This is a genomic window from Streptomyces sp. NPDC001604 (genome assembly GCF_042893475.1).
In the GTDB taxonomy this organism is placed as follows: domain Bacteria; phylum Actinomycetota; class Actinomycetes; order Streptomycetales; family Streptomycetaceae; genus Streptomyces.
Window position 1 is genome coordinate 535473 of record NZ_JBIAUY010000004.1, and the last position, 14742, is coordinate 550214.

Genomic DNA, 14742 nt, shown 5'->3' on the forward strand with positions numbered 1-14742 from the left:
GAGGGCTCAGGACCGCGATGGTTCCCGGCGTGGGGCGCGGTAGGGGGGTGCCGTGCTCGGTGACCGCACTTGTGACCGGGTCGTGCCGCGCGACCGTCTGCCGTTCCACGGCAGACGGGCAGCTTTGCCAGCTCGCCGTCGGCGTGCACGGAGATCCATTTCGTCATTGCCACAGGCGTGAAACCCCCCTTTCGAACCGGACACATAACCGGGCCGCCCAGGGGCGGGCGGTCCACCGGACGAGAGGGACCAGACTCATGAGTTCTGTTCTGCGGTCGGCTGCCACGGACCAAGGTCCGTCACTCGCCGGCCGATACCGGCCGATCTCCTCTCACCTGGCCATCGCGCCGCCGGTGAGTGTGGTGATTCCCGCCATGAACGAGGCGGAGAATCTCCCGTACGTGTTCAAGACACTTCCGGACTGGATACACGAAGTCGTTCTGGTGGACGGCAATTCCACGGACGACACCGTCGAAGTGGCCCGCGGCCTGTGGCCGGACGTCAAGGTCGTCGAGCAGCAGGGCAAGGGCAAGGGGGATGCCCTGATCACGGGCTTCGAAGCATGCACCGGCGACATCATCGTGATGGTCGACGCGGACGGCTCGGCCGACGGCAACGAGATCGTGTCGTACGTGTCCGCCCTGGTCTCCGGCGCGGACTTCGCCAAGGGGTCCCGCTTCGCCAACGGCGGTGGCACCGACGACATGACGTTCATCCGCAAGCTCGGCAACTGGGCGCTGTGCACCATCGTCAACCGCAAGTTCGGCGCCCGCTACACCGACCTGTGCTACGGCTACAACGCGTTCTGGCGGCACTGCCTGGACAAGATCTCCCTGGACTGCACGGGCTTCGAGATCGAGACCCTGATCAACATCCGGGTGGTCAAGGCGGGGCTCAAGGTGCAGGAGATCCCGAGCTACGAGTACCTGCGCATCCATGGCGCGAGCAATCTGCGGGCCGTGCGGGACGGGTTCCGGGTGCTCAAGGTGATCCTCAAGGAGCGGTCGAACCGGCGTGAGCTGCGCAGTCAGGAACGCCACTCGCCGATGCTCGACTCGGATCGGCTCGACTCGGTGCGGGGAGAGGTGTCTTGAGCGGTCTCGACATCTCCGTCGTGATCTGCGTCTACACCGAGGACCGCTGGGAGGACATCCTCGCGGCGGTCTCCTCGGTGCGCGCGCAGTCCCGGCCCGCGCTGGAGACCCTGCTGGTCGTCGACCACAATCCGGCCCTGCTGGACCGGCTCGCCAAGGAGTACAAGGACCACGAGGAGACCGGTGAGGTCCGCGTGCTCGCCAACGCGGGCCCCCGCGGCCTGTCCGCCGGCCGCAACACCGGTATCGCAGCCGCGCGGGGCGAGGTGATCGCGTTCCTCGACGACGACGCCGTGGCCGAGCGGGAGTGGCTGCGGCGTTTCGCCGAGGGGTACGCGGATCCGCGGGTGATGGCCGTCGGCGGCCGTACGATGCCGATCTGGGCCTCGGGCCGCCGCCCTGCCTGGTTCCCGGAGGAGTTCGACTGGGTGGTGGGCTGTACGTACAAGGGGCTGCCGCCAGGCCTGGTGCAGGTGCGCAACGTCCTGGGCGGCAACGCCTCGTTCCGTCGCACGGCCTTCGACGCGGCGGGCGGCTTCGCCACCGGTATCGGGCGGGACGGCGACAAGCGCCCGCTGGGCTGCGAGGAGACGGAGCTGTGCATCCGCCTGACCCGCGCCCGACCGGACGCGATCCTGCTGATCGACGACCGTGCGGTGATCCATCACCGGGTGCCCGAGGCGCGCGAGCACTTCGGGTACTTCCGCACGCGCGCGTACGCCGAGGGCCTGTCCAAGGCGCTGGTGGCGCGAAGTGTGGGGGCCGACAAGGGACTTGAGTCCGAGCGCCGGTACACCACGCGGGTGCTTCCGGCCGGTGTGGTGCGGGGTCTGCGCGACGCCGTGCTGGCCCGGCCGGGCGGTGCGGGACGGGCGGGTGCGATCGTCGCCGGGGTGCTGACGGCGGCGGGTGGGTACGTGGTGGGGAGCGTCCGGGCCCGCAAGGGCGGTGCCACGTTCTCCGTGGTCGGGATCGAGGGGGGATCTCAATGAGCGAAGCGCCCGTACCGGTTCTCATGTACCACTCGGTCGCGTCCGCGCCGAACGACGCCACACGCACGCTGTCGGTGGCGCCCGAGGCGTTCGCCGAACAGATGGCGATGATCGGCGACCTGGGGCTGACCCCGGTCAACACAGCTGGACTGGCGGCGAGTTGGCGCTCCGGTCGCTCGCTGCCGCCGCGTCCGGTGCTGATCACCTTCGACGACGGCTACGAGGGCGTGCACCGGTACGCGCTGCCGGTGCTCGCCAAGCACGGCTTCGCGGCCACGCTGTTCGTCTCCACCGGCTGGATCAAGGGCGCGCACGACACCGGGGGCGGCCTCGACACGATGCTGGACTGGGAGCAGGTGCGCGAACTGGCCGCCGAGGACGTCGAGATCGGCGGGCACAGCCACACCCACCCGCAACTGGACCAGCTCGACGACGACGCGCTGCGGCACGAGCTGATCCACTGCAAGGAGATCGTCGCCGACGAACTGGGCACCGCCCCGGTCTCCTTCGCCTACCCCTACGGCTACTCCAGCCGCCGGGTGCGCGAGGCGGTCCGCGAGACGGGGTACGCCCAGGCGCTCGCCGTCGGCAACGGCCTCGCGCGCCGCCGGCAGGGGCCGTACGCCCTGCAGCGTGTGACCGTGCGCCGCAGCACGGGCATCGAGGAGTTCGAGCGGCTGGTCGAGGGCCGTTCGATCGCCCGCACCTTCGCCGGGGACCGTGCCCTCACCAAGGGGTACGCCCTGGTCCGCAGAGCACGACAGGTCCGCCGGAAGGCCATCCGTTCCCGTGTCTGACACGACCACGACGACCAAGGCGAAGCAGCCCGCGACCGAGGCGCCCGAGCAGTCGGGGCGCCGTCTTCGACTGCCCGGGCTGGGCAGGTCCAAGGGCGGCAGCCCACTCTTCCGCAACGCCTACGCCCTGATGCTGAACACCGGCATCTCCGCGGTGCTGGGGCTGGGCTACTGGCTGATCGCCGCCCGCTACTACTCCGAGTCCGCGGTGGGCCAGGGTTCGGCCGCGATCGCCGCGATGAAGCTGCTGGCCGGGCTGACTGCGGTGACGCTGACGGGCGCTCTGGCCCGCTTCATCCCGGTCGCCGGGCGCGCCACCGGACGCCTCATCTTCCGTACGTACGCGGCGAGTTGTGTGGTCGTGTCGTTCGCGGCGGGGATCTTCCTGCTGACCCTCAGCACCTGGGGGCCGTCGTACCACTTCCTGCACGGGCCGATCAAGGGCCTCGGGTTCATCATGGCCGTGGCCTCCTGGAACCTGCTGACGCTGCAGGACGGGGTGCTGACCGGGCTGCGGAGTGCGCCGTGGGTGCCGGTCGGCAACACGGTGTTCTCGGCGGTGAAGCTGGCGCTGCTGGTCGGACTCGCCGCCAGCATGCCCACGACCGGTGTGTTCGTCTCCTGGGTGCTGGCGATCGCCACCTCCGTGGTGCCGCTCGGCCTGCTGGTGTTCCGGCGGCTGGTCCCCCGGCACATCGAGACCACGGCCGACCATGCGAAACCGCCGACGCTGAAGGAGATCGGCAGGTTCCTGGCGGGCGACTACACCGGCTCGCTGTTCTCGCTCGCCGTGGTCTATCTGATCCCGGTGATCATCGCCTCGCAGGTCAGCTCCGAGGACAACGCGTACTTCTACATCACCACGACGATCGGCGGCACGGTCAATCTGCTCGCCATCAACATGGGCGCCTCACTGACCGTCGAGGGCTCGCACGACCCGGGCCGGCTGTCCGCGAACACCCGGGCGGCGCTCAGGCGGATGGCGCGGATCATGCTGCCGATCTGCGGGCTGCTGTTCCTCGGCGCACCGTGGATCCTCGGTGTCTTCGGCCAGGGCTACGCGGACGCGGCGACGCCGCTGCTGCGCTGGTTCGCGGTCGGCGCGCTGCTCAGGGTCGTCATGGAGACGTACTTCGCGGTGCTGCGCGCGCAGAGCCGCACCGCCGGACTGGCCTGGCTGCAGGGCCTGTTGTGCGTCCTGGTGCTCGGTCTGACGCTGCTGCTGCTCCCCCGCATGGGGCTGACCGGCGCGGGCGTCGCCGAGATCTCCTCGCTCGCGGTGATCGTCGCCATCGCCGCGCCCAAGCTGTACCGGACCGTCCGGGCCGCGCCGGCCGACGCCGTCCCCGAGGACACGGCACCCGACGGCGACCTCGCCGACCTGGGGGCGAGCGAGGCCCCGGCCGCCGAGAGGCCCCGCAGACGGGGTCCCGCCTGGGCGCTCGACACGGACACCCTCGCCCTCGGCATCCACGTCGACTTCGACCACCTCGAACGCCGTCCCGACGTCCGCCCGGGCCCGGGCACCCCGCCCACCGGCACACCCGTCGCACGCGTCGACCCCCGGCCGACCTGGGCGAAGAACCCGGAGGTCGGTCTGCCCGTCGAAGAGCGCGAACCGGGTTCCGAAGCCTCCCTGGGACCGGCCGAGACGGAGGTGGACGCGCCTTTCGAGACCGAGTTCGAGCCCGGCTTCGCCGCGGGATTCGACCGGGGCCTCGGCCGAGACCTCGACAGGGGCTTCGACGCGGGCGAGAAGGCCGTACGAGAGGCGGAGGCATCGCTCGTACCGGAAGAGGCGCCCGTAGGAGGGGCCGAACCGCCGCCGCTCTCCTGGCGGGAGCGGTTGCGGCCCACCCGCCTCGGAGTCGTCTTCGGCTGTCTGCTGGTGGCCGCGCTGCTGCTGTACTGGGTGCCCGCGCTGCGCCTGGGCGAGGCCGACCTGGACCGCATGGGCGGGCTCGCCCTGGTCTCGGTGCTGCCACTGCCGACGTTGATCGGGGCGGCGCTGCTGGTCGCGGTGTTCGCCTCGCTGCTGTGGCTGGGCCGTGAGCACAAGGCGCTGCTGCTGGTCACCCTGGTGGCGACTGTGGTGTCGCTGCATGCGCTGCCCGCGGTGATCGAGACCGAGCCGCGCTTCCCGACGGCCTGGCAGCACCTCGGGTTCCTCGACTACATCGACCGCACCGGGTCCGCCGTACCGGACCTGGACGCGCGCTGGAGCTGGCCGGGCTTCTTCGCGGTGGCCGCGTTCGTCACGAAGGCCTGCGGGGTCACCGACCTCACCGAGCTCATCCGCTGGTGGCCGCTGACCATCCAGCTCCTGTATCTGGCCCCGATGTTCCTGCTCGTGCGCTCGCTGCGGGCGAGCTGGCGCGCCAAGTGGACCGGCATCTGGATCTTCGTGCTCAGCAGCTGGGTGGGCCAGGACTACTTCTCCCCGCAGGGCTTCACCTACCTCCTCTACCTCGCGTTCGTCGCCATCCTGCTGGTCTGGTTCCGTGAGCCGCGGGTGATCTGGACGAAGAAGCGGCCGGGCGAGGCAGAGGTCGAGCCGGTGAACCGGCGCCAGAAGGCCGTCCTGCTCGGTGTGCTGATCGGCCTGTTCATGGCGAGCGTCCCGGCCCACCAGCTCACCCCGTTCGTGATGCTGGGTGTGCTCGCGGTGCTGGTCCTGATCGGCAGGTCCGAACTGCGCGGCCTGCCCATCCTGTTCGCCGTGGTGGTGGCGGTGTGGATCGGCTTCATGGCCGAGCCGTACTGGTCCGGCCACTTCGACGAGCTGTTCGGCGGGGTCGGCGGCGTCGGCAGCAATGTCTCCACCTCGGTCTCCGGCCGTATCCAGGGCGGCGACTCGACCCACAAGCTCGTCCTGTACGCGCGGGTGCTGCTGGCCGGCGCCGTGATGGCGTTCGCCTGCTGGGGCTGGTGGCGGCGGCGCGACCACAAGTACCGCGAGCGCTCGCTGCTGGTGCTGACCTTCGTGCCGTTCCTGGGCTTCGGCATGCAGTCCTACGGCGGCGAGATGGCCCTGCGCGTCTTCATGTTCGCGGTGCCGGGCGCGGCCCTCCTCGGCGGCCTCGCCCTGTTCCCGCGCACCGGCGTCACCGCCGAGGAACGCGACAAGGACCGCGTGAGCCTCGCCCCGCTGGCCGCGCTGATGGCCGGCCTGGTCCTCATGGGCGGCTTCCTGGTGGCCCGCTGGGGCAACGAGCCGTTCGAACGGGTCCGGCCCGGCGAGGTCGCCGCCATGGACTACGTGTACGCCCACGACAAGCCGACCGTGCGTCTGCTGTGGCTGAGCAACGACACGGTCAACGACGTGACGCCGGCGATGCCGTGGGGCGCGAAGGACATGGAGCGGGTCAACTACGTGCCCACCCTGGCACCCGCCGACCCGGTGCTGGTGTCGGGCCTGGTCAAGGCGCTCAAGGACGCGGGCCCGAACTCGTATCTGATGGTCAACGAGAGCCAGACGACGTATCTCGAGATGGACGTGGGCTACTCGGACACCTGGGAGCCCCGGCTGATCCAGAACCTGGACCAGCGGCCCGAGCTGAAGAAGGTGTACGTCAACGACGACGCCACCGTCTACGCCCTCAGGAAGCAGCCCGAGGGCAAGGTGGCGAAGCCGAATCCGGGTCCTATCGGACCGATGATCACCTGGACGCCGTGGTCGGTCGTCGGCGCCCTGGCCGCCCTTGCGCTGATCGTGCTGCTGACGGCGCGCGAGGTGGTGCGGGTCGCGGTGCGGCCGGGCGTAAGGCAGCTGCGGTGGCTGCAGAGCAGCTTCTGGTTCTCGCTGCCGCTGCTGGCGGTGCTGCTGGCCTCGCTGGTGCAGCGGTTCCTGACGATGAAGTGACCGTGCGGTGGCTCAGCGCGTGAGCCACCGCACCTCGTACGCCTGCATCTCGAACCGCTTCCCGTCGACCTGCGCGCTGATCGACCGGTCGAGGGTGTTGACGACCAGGACGGTCTTGTCGGTGGCGAGGACGCGGACGTTGGGCACGTCGTCCGCGGCGACGGAGACGGTCGTGTACTTCGTGCCGGGCGGGAAGGCCCGGTGGAAGCGGGAGACGAGGTCGAACATGGGCAGCTTCCTGCCGCCGTCCGCGCTGTCGGTCGGCGTCCACATGCAGCCCGCGCAGTCGCCGCCCTTCTCGTCCTCCGGGTTCCAGTAGAAGCCGGAGGAGGCGCCGCCCCTGACCATGGCGATCATTCCGGCGGCCTGGACGGCGACGCGGCGGGTCTCGGACCAGCCCCTGCGGTCTTCGTTGCCGTCGGCGGGCTCGACGTAGTACTCGGACCACCACAGCGGGAGGTTGCCGGTCCGCTGCCGCACCCACCTGCCGACGGCGGTGAACTTGTCGGTCGCCGCGAACTCGTTCGGCAGCATCTCGTCGTCGTTGGTGTAGCTGGAGCCGTCGACGACGACGAAGTCCGCGCCGGCCTTGTTCTTGTTCCAGTGGTCGAAGGCGTCGAGGACGCGCTGGTCCATGGCGCCCCACGGACCCTTGAAGGTCTTCGAGGCCTCGTCCGCGCGCGGGTCGACACTGTCCATGACCAGGTACGGCCCGCCGACCATGATGTCCTTGTCGACCTTCTTCAGGGCCTTGTAGACCAGGTTGTAGAGCCTGGTGTAACCCTCGTAGTCCCAGCGGCCCTTGGCATCGTTCCAGAAGCCCTTGAACTCGTTCCAGACGATGAAGTGGCGTACGTCCGGATAGCGCTTGGCGACGGTCGCGGCGAGCGCGGCGAAGTCCGCGTAGTGCTCGGGCCGCGGGGCGGTCTCCAGCGCGGACTGGCTCCAGTTCGTGTTGTCGACGCCGGCCTTGCCGCCCTTCATCCAGTCCGGGGAGCAGCACAGGGTGACCACCGGGGTGCCGCCGGACTTGCGGATGAAGTCGATACGGCGGTCCATCGCATCGAAGTCGTAACGGCCCTTCACCGGCTCGGGGTTGTCCGCGCCCCAGCCCATGATCGCCTGGTCCTGCGGCATGCCCCCGGCGTCCGAGATCAGTCCCTCGACCCGCTCGGTGGCGGCGGAGCTGCCCTCGTCGGCGCTGTACTGGGTGTGCGTGAAGCCCCAGCCGACCTCGGGTCTGTCCTGGTCGGGCCGGGTGACCGGGGTGCCGTGCACCGTGTCGCCGTTGCGCGAGGTGCCCGCGGTGCCGGCGCCGTTCCCCGGCAGCGTGTTGATCAGGGTCACGATCAGAGCCAGTGCGGCCACACCCACGCCGAGCAGCGCGGTGAGCCGCCACCGTCGTGCCCCCGAGTTCCACTCATGACGTCCCATCGAGGGCAACAGTAACCGGCGGAATGCCAGGTATGGCAGAGGTTGTAGCAAACAGACACCCGGGACAGAGCGGGGGAAATCCAGTGCACGGAGCGCCCCCGTGCCGGATCATGGGCGGCATGTCTGCGAACCCATACGACGCTCTGCCGATCCGGCTCAACGTCGACGACAGCGACTCGCCGTCCGACGTCGTCGACGCGCTGTTCCTCGGCCGCTTCGCGACGGGCGAGCAGCCGTACTCGCATGCGGCGAACATCGACCGCGTCCGCTCCGGGGCGACGCTCCTGCCGCCGGGTGCCCGGGTGCTGCGCATGGCCCGTGACGACGACCGCAGCGCCACGCTGGCGGAGGGCGAGGGCTGGACGCTGCTGATCTCCCGCTGGAACCGCGGCGCCGACGTCACCGTGACGGCGACCAGCGCCGAGCTGGCGCAGAAGGTCCTCGACCAGGCGACGGAGGGCGCGGCGGACGAGCCCGAACCCCAGCCGGAGAACGTGACGATGGGCTTCTGGTACGTCTCCCCGAGGCGCGGCCCGCACCGCACCACCCGGCAGATCTCCGCGGGCACCTGGGACGAGGTGCGGGAGAACTACACGGCGCCGGTGGCGGACGCGATGGACCGACTGATGAGGACGACCCCGGAGGACATCGCGGGCCGGCTGCTCCTGCTGCACGGCCCGCCGGGCACCGGCAAGACCTCGGCCCTGCGCACGCTGGCCCGTTCCTGGCGGGACTGGTGCCAGGTGGACTGCGTGCTCGACCCGGAGCGTCTGTTCTCCGACGTCGGCTATCTGATGGACATCGCGATCGGCGAGGAGGACGGGACGGGCAAGGGCCGCTGGCGGCTGCTGCTCCTGGAGGACTGCGACGAGCTGATCCGCGGCGAGGCCAAGCACACGGCGGGCCAGGCCCTGTCGCGGCTGCTGAACCTGACCGACGGCCTGCTCGGGCAGGGCCGCAACGTGCTGGTGGGCGTGACGACCAACGAGGACCTGGAGCGCCTGCACCCCGCCGTGGTCCGCCCCGGCCGCTGTCTGGCCCGCATCGAGGTGGGGCAGCTGACGCGTGCGGAGGCGGTGAACTGGCTGGGTACGGAGGAGGGCGTGGGCCGCGAGGGCGCGACCCTGGCCGAGCTGTACGCACTGCGCCGGGGCACCTCGCCGACCGCCCTGCCGGAACCGCGGGACGGGGCGGACGCCGGGCTGTATCTCTAGGCCACCGGTGTTTTGATGGACGTATGACCCTGTTCGTCGGAACGTCGGGGTGGCAGTACAAGGACTGGCGGGAGGTCTTCTACCCCGCCGACGTGCCCATGCGGCTGTGGCTGGAGGAGTACACGGAGCACTTCGCCACGGTGGAGATCAACAACGCCTTCTACCGGCTCCCGACGCGGGAGAACTTCGAGGCGTGGCGAGAGCGTGTGCCGCGTGACTTCGTGGTGGCGGTGAAGGCGAGCCGCTACCTCACCCACATCAAGCGCCTCAAGGACCCCGAGGAACCGGTCCACCGCCTGATGAGCCACGCGACGGGCCTGGGCGACCGTCTGGGCCCGGTGCTCCTGCAACTCCCACCGACGCTGAAGGCCGACGCGGGTCTGCTGGACGCATGCCTGGCCTGCTTCCCCTCGTCGACCCGCGTCGCGGTCGAACCGCGTCACGACTCCTGGTGGACGAAGGAGGCCCGGAAGGTCCTGGAGTCCCGTGGCGCGGCCCTGTGCTGGGCCGACGTCCAGGCCCGCCCCGCCACCCCGCTGTGGCGTACGACCGACTGGGGCTACGTCCGCTTCCACCAGGGCCGCGCCCACCCATGGCCGCACTACGGCCGCCGCTCCCTGGAAACCTGGGTGGACCGCATCGCCACCACCTGGTCCGACCGCCGGGACGTGTACGCCTACTTCAACAACGACCCCGGAGGGGCGGCGGTGAAGGACGCGGTGACTTTCAGCCGGGCAGCGACCAGGGCCGGGCTCACGGTGACACGCACCCCGGAACTGGCGACCCGGCGCTGACCAGAGCCTGTCCGGCGGAACGGAGCGGATGCAGCGAACGGCGCCGGCAGCGCCCCAAAGGGGCGCGGGGAACTGCGCGACAAGCCACGACGGACCCGCAGCCGATCGACGGCCCATTGCGGCACCCCGCGAACCGCTCAGCCGCCCGCAGGGCACAGCTCACCCCTCGTAAGCCGCCCGCAGGGCATCCCGCACGGCAGCCAGCGCCGCCTCCTCCCCCACCGCCAGCCGCCGAGCCCGCTCCACATAAGCCTGGGCCGCCAGGGCCAACTCCCGCTCCGCCGCCGAGCCCGCGGCAGCGACGAACGTACCGTTGCGCCCCCGCGTCTCGATCACCCCGTCGCTCTCCAGCGCCCGGTACGCCTTGGCGACGGTGTTCGCCGCGAGCCCGAGCGACTCGGCCAGGCCCCGCACGGTCGGCAGCCGGTACCCCACCGGCAGCACCCCCGACCGCGCCTGCTCGGAGATCTGCGCCCGCACCTGCTCGTACGGCGCGGCACTGTCGTCAATGTGGATCTTCAAGGTCACGCTGCCGATTGTCCCGCACCGGCCCGAAAATGAGAGGCACCCGGATGCGCCTTCCCCGTAGCGTGCGCCCAATGACAGTGACCGTGCGCGATCTACGCTCCGACGACCGGGCCGACGTCGAGGGTTTCGCCCATGTCCGCCATCTGGCCCTCCCGCACATCCTGTGGACCCCGGACGCCATCGTCCACCGTCTCGCCCACACCCACCCCGACGCCCGCTTCCGCTCCCTGGTCGCGGAGGAGGACGGCGAGGTCGTCGGCACCGCCCAGGTGCAACTGGCGTACGACAGCCCGGAGCCGGGCCAGGGCATGCTCAACATCTATGTGCACCCGGACCGCACCCGCCGCGGCGCCGGCAGCCTTCTGGTCCGCGCGGCCGAGCAGCACCTGGCCGAGCACGGCGCGACCAAGCTGTTCGCCTGGGTCCTGGACGAGCCCGCCAACCGGGCGTTCGCCGAACGGCACGGCTACCGCGCCAGCCGCTCCGCCCACTTCCTCCGCCTCGACCTGACCGGCGGGACGCTCCCGCCGCTCCAGTCGCCGCCGCCAGGCGTCGAGCTGCGCTCCGCGGCCGACTTCGCCGACGATCCGCGCCCGCTGTTCGAGCTGGACGCGTTGACCACCTCGGACGAACCGAGCGATGTCGACGCCGAGCTCACCGACTACGAGACCTGGGTCGAGGAGATCTGGAAGCACCCGCTGCTCGACCAGGAGCTGACCACGATCGCGCTCGTCGAGGGCCACCCGGCCGCCTTCAGCTCGGCCTGGACGGACGCTGCCACCGGCCGCTACGCCACCGCCATGACGGGCACCGCCCGCCCTTACCGCGGCCGCGGCCTGGCCAAGCTCGCCAAGAACGACTCCCTGCACCGCGCCCGCGCCGCCGGATACTCGGTGGCGCTCACGGGCAACGACACCGGGAACGAGCCCATGCTCGCGATCAACAAATGGTTCGGTTACGAGATCTGCGCATCGGAGGTGCGGTATGTCCGCGAACTCGCCTGACATGACACGGCAGTTGGACGTCGTCCTGGTCAAGGCGGGCCGGACGAAGATCCGTTACGCGGCGGAGCTGCTCGACGACGACGGTACGCGCGTGGTCGTCCGTGCGCCCTGGGCGGGCGACGGCGTCCGTGACTTCGGCTTCGTCCGCTTCGAGAAGGGCGACGTCTTCACGGAGTACTACTGGCGCGACCGCTGGTACGCCGTGAAGGAGGTCCGCGACCTCGAGGGCACGCTGAAGGGCTGGTACTGCGACGTCACCCGCCCGGCCACGCTCTCCGGCACCGAACTGGTCGTCGAGGACCTCGACCTGGACCTGTGGCACTCCGCCGACGGCAGGGACGTACTCCGCCTGGACGAGGACGAGTTCGCCGAGAGCGGCCTGGCGGCGACGGACCCGGAGGCCGCGGCCGCCGCCGTCGCCGCCCTGGACGAGCTGGAGTCGCTGGCCCGCGAGGGCGGCTTCGACGCGCTCCTGGCCTGAGGGCTCACACCAGCGCCACCACCGCGTACCGCTCGTCCGTCACCTCCTTCCCCCCCAGCTGCGCATCCTGGGACAGCCGCTCCAGCCGCACCTCGGCGGCGAGCGGCGCCAGGAGGCCGGTGAGCACATCGGCCGGTATGCCGACCGGCGTGACCGTCCCCCACACGCCCTCGACCAGCACCAGCCGGCCTCCGGGGCGCACCAGCTCCCGCCAGTGCCGCAGGACCCGGCCGGGCTCGGGCAACGCCCACAGCAGATGCCGTACGAGTACGACGTCGAAGCGCTGCTCCCCCACCGGAGGCGCCGCCGCGTCACCGACCAGGAACGCCGCGTCACGACCGGCCAGCTTGGCTCTCGCGAGGCCGACCATCGCGGGGGAGCTGTCCACCCCGGTCACATGGTGTCCCTGCTCGGATGCGAGGAGCGACAGGCTGCCGGTTCCACAGCCGAGGTCGAGGACGTCGCTCGGGCGCTCCGGCAGCCAGGAGCCGAGCCGCTCGGCCCAGGCGTCACGCACCCGCGGGTCGCGCAGACCGTGATCCGGTTCTTCGTCGAAGGAGGCGGCCTCCGCGTCCCAGTCCACAGCCGCCCAGCTCAGCGCGTCATTGTCGTTGGTCATGCGTCCAAGAGTGACACCCGCCACTGACAGTCGATTCGTGACAGCCACCACAGACAGACCCCGACCGATGAGTCACTCTCCCCGAAAGGGTCTACCTCCGTGAAAACGCGGAACCCGGTGGAACCTGAAGGAGGCAGCCATGCGCCGCACCACCGTGCAGAAGCCCCTGAGGAAGACGGACTCCCGCAAGGTCCGCGAGGAGGCCGACGAGCGGACCTCCGGGCGCCCGGAGGTCCGCAAGGACATCGCACGAACGTGGTGGCCGGACGGCTGAAACAGCCGGTCCAGCCCGTCAGTCAAGTCAATCCAGCCGCTTGCGGTAGTGGATGCGGTCGTAGGGGCCGTCCACCCGCCGCTCGACGACCTCATAGCCGAACTTCGGATAGATCTTCTGGTTCTCCCACATCATCGCGTTGGTGTAGAGCCTGACCTCGGGCAGTCCGAGCGCACGCGCGCGTGCGTCCACGAACTGCAGCAGCCGTCGCCCCACGCCCCTGCCGTGCGTCTCGGGGTGGACGGCGATGTTGTCGAGGTACAGATGGTCGTCGTGCTCCTCGAGCACGACCAGGCCGATCACCGGGTCTCCCGTCACGAACACCTTCCCCGCGGCCACGTTCGCCGCGTGGTCCGCCTCCATGGGCTGCGGCACCACCCCGATGCGCTCGATGTAGTGGTGATAGGCGGCGTCGGTCACGGCCTTCACGGCCGGTACGTCGGCGGCGACGGCCGCCCGGATCTCCTCGTCGGTCATGCCGCGCACGCTATTACCTGATCCCAGGCTGAGCACTCCCTTAACGGCACCATAAGGATCTCCACCACCCGCCTCCAGCAGGCGATTTCACGGTTCCTTGGGACTAGCTTCTGATCGCGCCCCACGGGATTCACCCCCGCGATCCGCCCCACGCACCAGGACCGTTCCGAGGAGATTCCGCATGCCCGCACGCCGCCGCGAGGTCGCCGCTCTCACCGCCCTCGGCGTCGCCCCGCTCGCCCTGACCGTCCTCGCCGCGGCCCCGGCGTCCGCGCACGGCACCATGGGTGACCCGGTCAGCCGGGTCGCGCAGTGCTACGCGGAGGGCCCGGAGAGCCCGAAGTCGGACGCGTGCAGGGCGGCGGTCGCGGCAGGCGGCACCCAGGCGCTCTACGACTGGAACGGCATCCGGATCGGCGACGCGGACGGGCGGCACCGGACGCTGATCCCGGACGGCAGGCTGTGCAGCGCGAACAACGAGGAGTTCAAGGGGCTCGACCTGGCCCGCGCCGACTGGCCTGCGACGAGGGTGAGCCCGGGTCCGTACACCTTCAAGTACCGCGTGACCGCCCCGCACAAGGGCACCTTCAAGGTGTACCTCACCAAGGCCGGCTACGACCCGGCACACCCACTGGCCTGGTCCGACCTGGACCTCGACCACCCGGTGGCGACGGCCACCGACCCGGTCCCCTCGGGCGGCTTCTACACCTTCTCCGGCACGCTCCCCGAGCGCTCCGGCAAGCAGCTCCTGTATGCGATCTGGCAGCGCTCGGACAGCCCGGAGGCGTTCTACTCCTGCTCCGACGTGAGCTTCGGCGGCGGTCACACCGGCGGCAGTGGTACGAAGAGCAGCTCGTCCGCGGCGCCGACCGCCTCCGCCCCCTCCGACCAGCAGATCGAGGCGGGTGCCGACAAGTCGACGGTCGAGCACCGCGGTCACGGTGCCGCCGACGCGAGCACCGCCGGGAATCCGTCGACCGCCGCGGCCAACGGGCCCAAGGCGGCCGGGACGTCGGAGAACCTCGCCGAGACGGGCGCCGACGACAGCACCTCGTACCTCGCCATCGGTGGCGCGGCCGCCCTGGCGCTCGGTGCGGCGGCGCTGTTCCTCTCGGTCTCCTCGGTCCGCCGCCGCACGACCGGCGACGGCGGACGGCACGGCCGCTGACCGG

At 70.7% G+C, this 14742-nt stretch carries 14 protein-coding genes; 10 read left to right on the forward strand and 4 right to left on the reverse strand.

Annotation, left to right across the window (positions count from 1 at the left end):
* The first annotated feature begins 257 nt into the window (after positions 1–257).
* Genes ACFY1E_RS15450 through ACFY1E_RS15465 form a run of 4 tightly spaced genes read left to right on the forward strand, consistent with a single transcriptional unit; the run spans position 258 to position 6745 of the window.
* Positions 258–1094: a glycosyltransferase family 2 protein gene (locus tag ACFY1E_RS15450; RefSeq protein ID WP_389075819.1), complete on the forward strand. Its 837-nt coding sequence runs from the start codon at positions 258–260 to the stop codon at positions 1092–1094.
* Positions 1091–2086 carry a glycosyltransferase family 2 protein gene (locus ACFY1E_RS15455; protein WP_389075821.1) on the forward strand — a complete coding sequence of 332 codons (996 nt, stop codon included), beginning with the start codon at positions 1091–1093 and terminating at the stop codon, positions 2084–2086. Before ACFY1E_RS15450 ends, ACFY1E_RS15455 begins: the two co-directional genes overlap by 4 nt.
* On the forward strand, positions 2083–2883 hold the full coding sequence (locus tag ACFY1E_RS15460) for a polysaccharide deacetylase family protein (protein ID WP_389075824.1): 801 nt from the start codon (positions 2083–2085) through the stop codon (positions 2881–2883). The genes ACFY1E_RS15455 and ACFY1E_RS15460 overlap by 4 nt, the downstream gene beginning before the upstream one ends.
* Complete coding sequence (locus ACFY1E_RS15465; RefSeq protein ID WP_389075827.1) at positions 2876–6745, forward strand: lipopolysaccharide biosynthesis protein; 3870 nt, start codon at positions 2876–2878, stop codon at positions 6743–6745. The genes ACFY1E_RS15460 and ACFY1E_RS15465 overlap by 8 nt, the downstream gene beginning before the upstream one ends.
* A gap of 12 nt (positions 6746–6757) precedes the next feature.
* Here ACFY1E_RS15465 and ACFY1E_RS15470 read toward each other — a convergent pair whose 3' ends face one another.
* Positions 6758–8179 (reverse strand): xylan 1,4-beta-xylosidase, encoded by a 1422-nt coding sequence (locus tag ACFY1E_RS15470; protein ID WP_389075829.1) that lies wholly within the window; start codon positions 8177–8179, stop codon positions 6758–6760.
* Between the two features lie 119 nt (positions 8180–8298).
* On the opposite strand from ACFY1E_RS15470, the gene ACFY1E_RS15475 reads away from it, so the two are divergent.
* Together ACFY1E_RS15475 and ACFY1E_RS15480 are read left to right on the forward strand one after the other, a co-directional pair.
* Positions 8299–9393, forward strand: a complete 1095-nt coding sequence (locus ACFY1E_RS15475) for a DUF5925 domain-containing protein (RefSeq protein WP_351465743.1) — start codon at positions 8299–8301, stop codon at positions 9391–9393.
* A gap of 23 nt (positions 9394–9416) precedes the next feature.
* Positions 9417–10187 carry a DUF72 domain-containing protein gene (locus ACFY1E_RS15480; protein WP_389075830.1) on the forward strand — a complete coding sequence of 257 codons (771 nt, stop codon included), beginning with the start codon at positions 9417–9419 and terminating at the stop codon, positions 10185–10187.
* 159 nt (positions 10188–10346) lie between these two features.
* On the opposite strand, the gene ACFY1E_RS15485 is transcribed toward ACFY1E_RS15480, so the two are convergent.
* Positions 10347–10715: a GntR family transcriptional regulator gene (locus ACFY1E_RS15485; protein ID WP_389075833.1), complete on the reverse strand. Its 369-nt coding sequence runs from the start codon at positions 10713–10715 to the stop codon at positions 10347–10349.
* 71 nt (positions 10716–10786) lie between these two features.
* Between ACFY1E_RS15485 and ACFY1E_RS15490 the strand changes: the two genes are divergently transcribed.
* Together ACFY1E_RS15490 and ACFY1E_RS15495 are read left to right on the forward strand one after the other, a co-directional pair.
* A complete protein-coding gene (locus ACFY1E_RS15490; protein WP_389075835.1) occupies positions 10787–11719 on the forward strand; it encodes a GNAT family N-acetyltransferase in 933 nt (310 codons plus the stop codon).
* Entirely contained in the window at positions 11700–12200 is a 501-nt protein-coding gene (locus ACFY1E_RS15495) for a DUF402 domain-containing protein (protein ID WP_389075838.1), read from the forward strand. Before ACFY1E_RS15490 ends, ACFY1E_RS15495 begins: the two co-directional genes overlap by 20 nt.
* Before the next feature lie 4 nt (positions 12201–12204).
* Here ACFY1E_RS15495 and ACFY1E_RS15500 read toward each other — a convergent pair whose 3' ends face one another.
* Positions 12205–12819 carry a class I SAM-dependent methyltransferase gene (locus ACFY1E_RS15500; protein ID WP_389075840.1) on the reverse strand — a complete coding sequence of 205 codons (615 nt, stop codon included), beginning with the start codon at positions 12817–12819 and terminating at the stop codon, positions 12205–12207.
* A 139-nt stretch (positions 12820–12958) separates the two neighbouring features.
* On the opposite strand from ACFY1E_RS15500, the gene ACFY1E_RS15505 reads away from it, so the two are divergent.
* Positions 12959–13093: a hypothetical protein gene (locus ACFY1E_RS15505; protein WP_389075842.1), complete on the forward strand. Its 135-nt coding sequence runs from the start codon at positions 12959–12961 to the stop codon at positions 13091–13093.
* A 27-nt stretch (positions 13094–13120) separates the two neighbouring features.
* Here ACFY1E_RS15505 and ACFY1E_RS15510 read toward each other — a convergent pair whose 3' ends face one another.
* The gene (locus tag ACFY1E_RS15510) at positions 13121–13570 is read right to left on the reverse strand and encodes a GNAT family N-acetyltransferase (protein WP_389075844.1); all 450 of its coding nucleotides are present in this window, start codon (positions 13568–13570) and stop codon (positions 13121–13123) included.
* A 181-nt stretch (positions 13571–13751) separates the two neighbouring features.
* On the opposite strand from ACFY1E_RS15510, the gene ACFY1E_RS15515 reads away from it, so the two are divergent.
* Positions 13752–14738 (forward strand): lytic polysaccharide monooxygenase, encoded by a 987-nt coding sequence (locus ACFY1E_RS15515; protein WP_389075846.1) that lies wholly within the window; start codon positions 13752–13754, stop codon positions 14736–14738.
* Positions 14739–14742 lie beyond the last annotated feature (4 nt).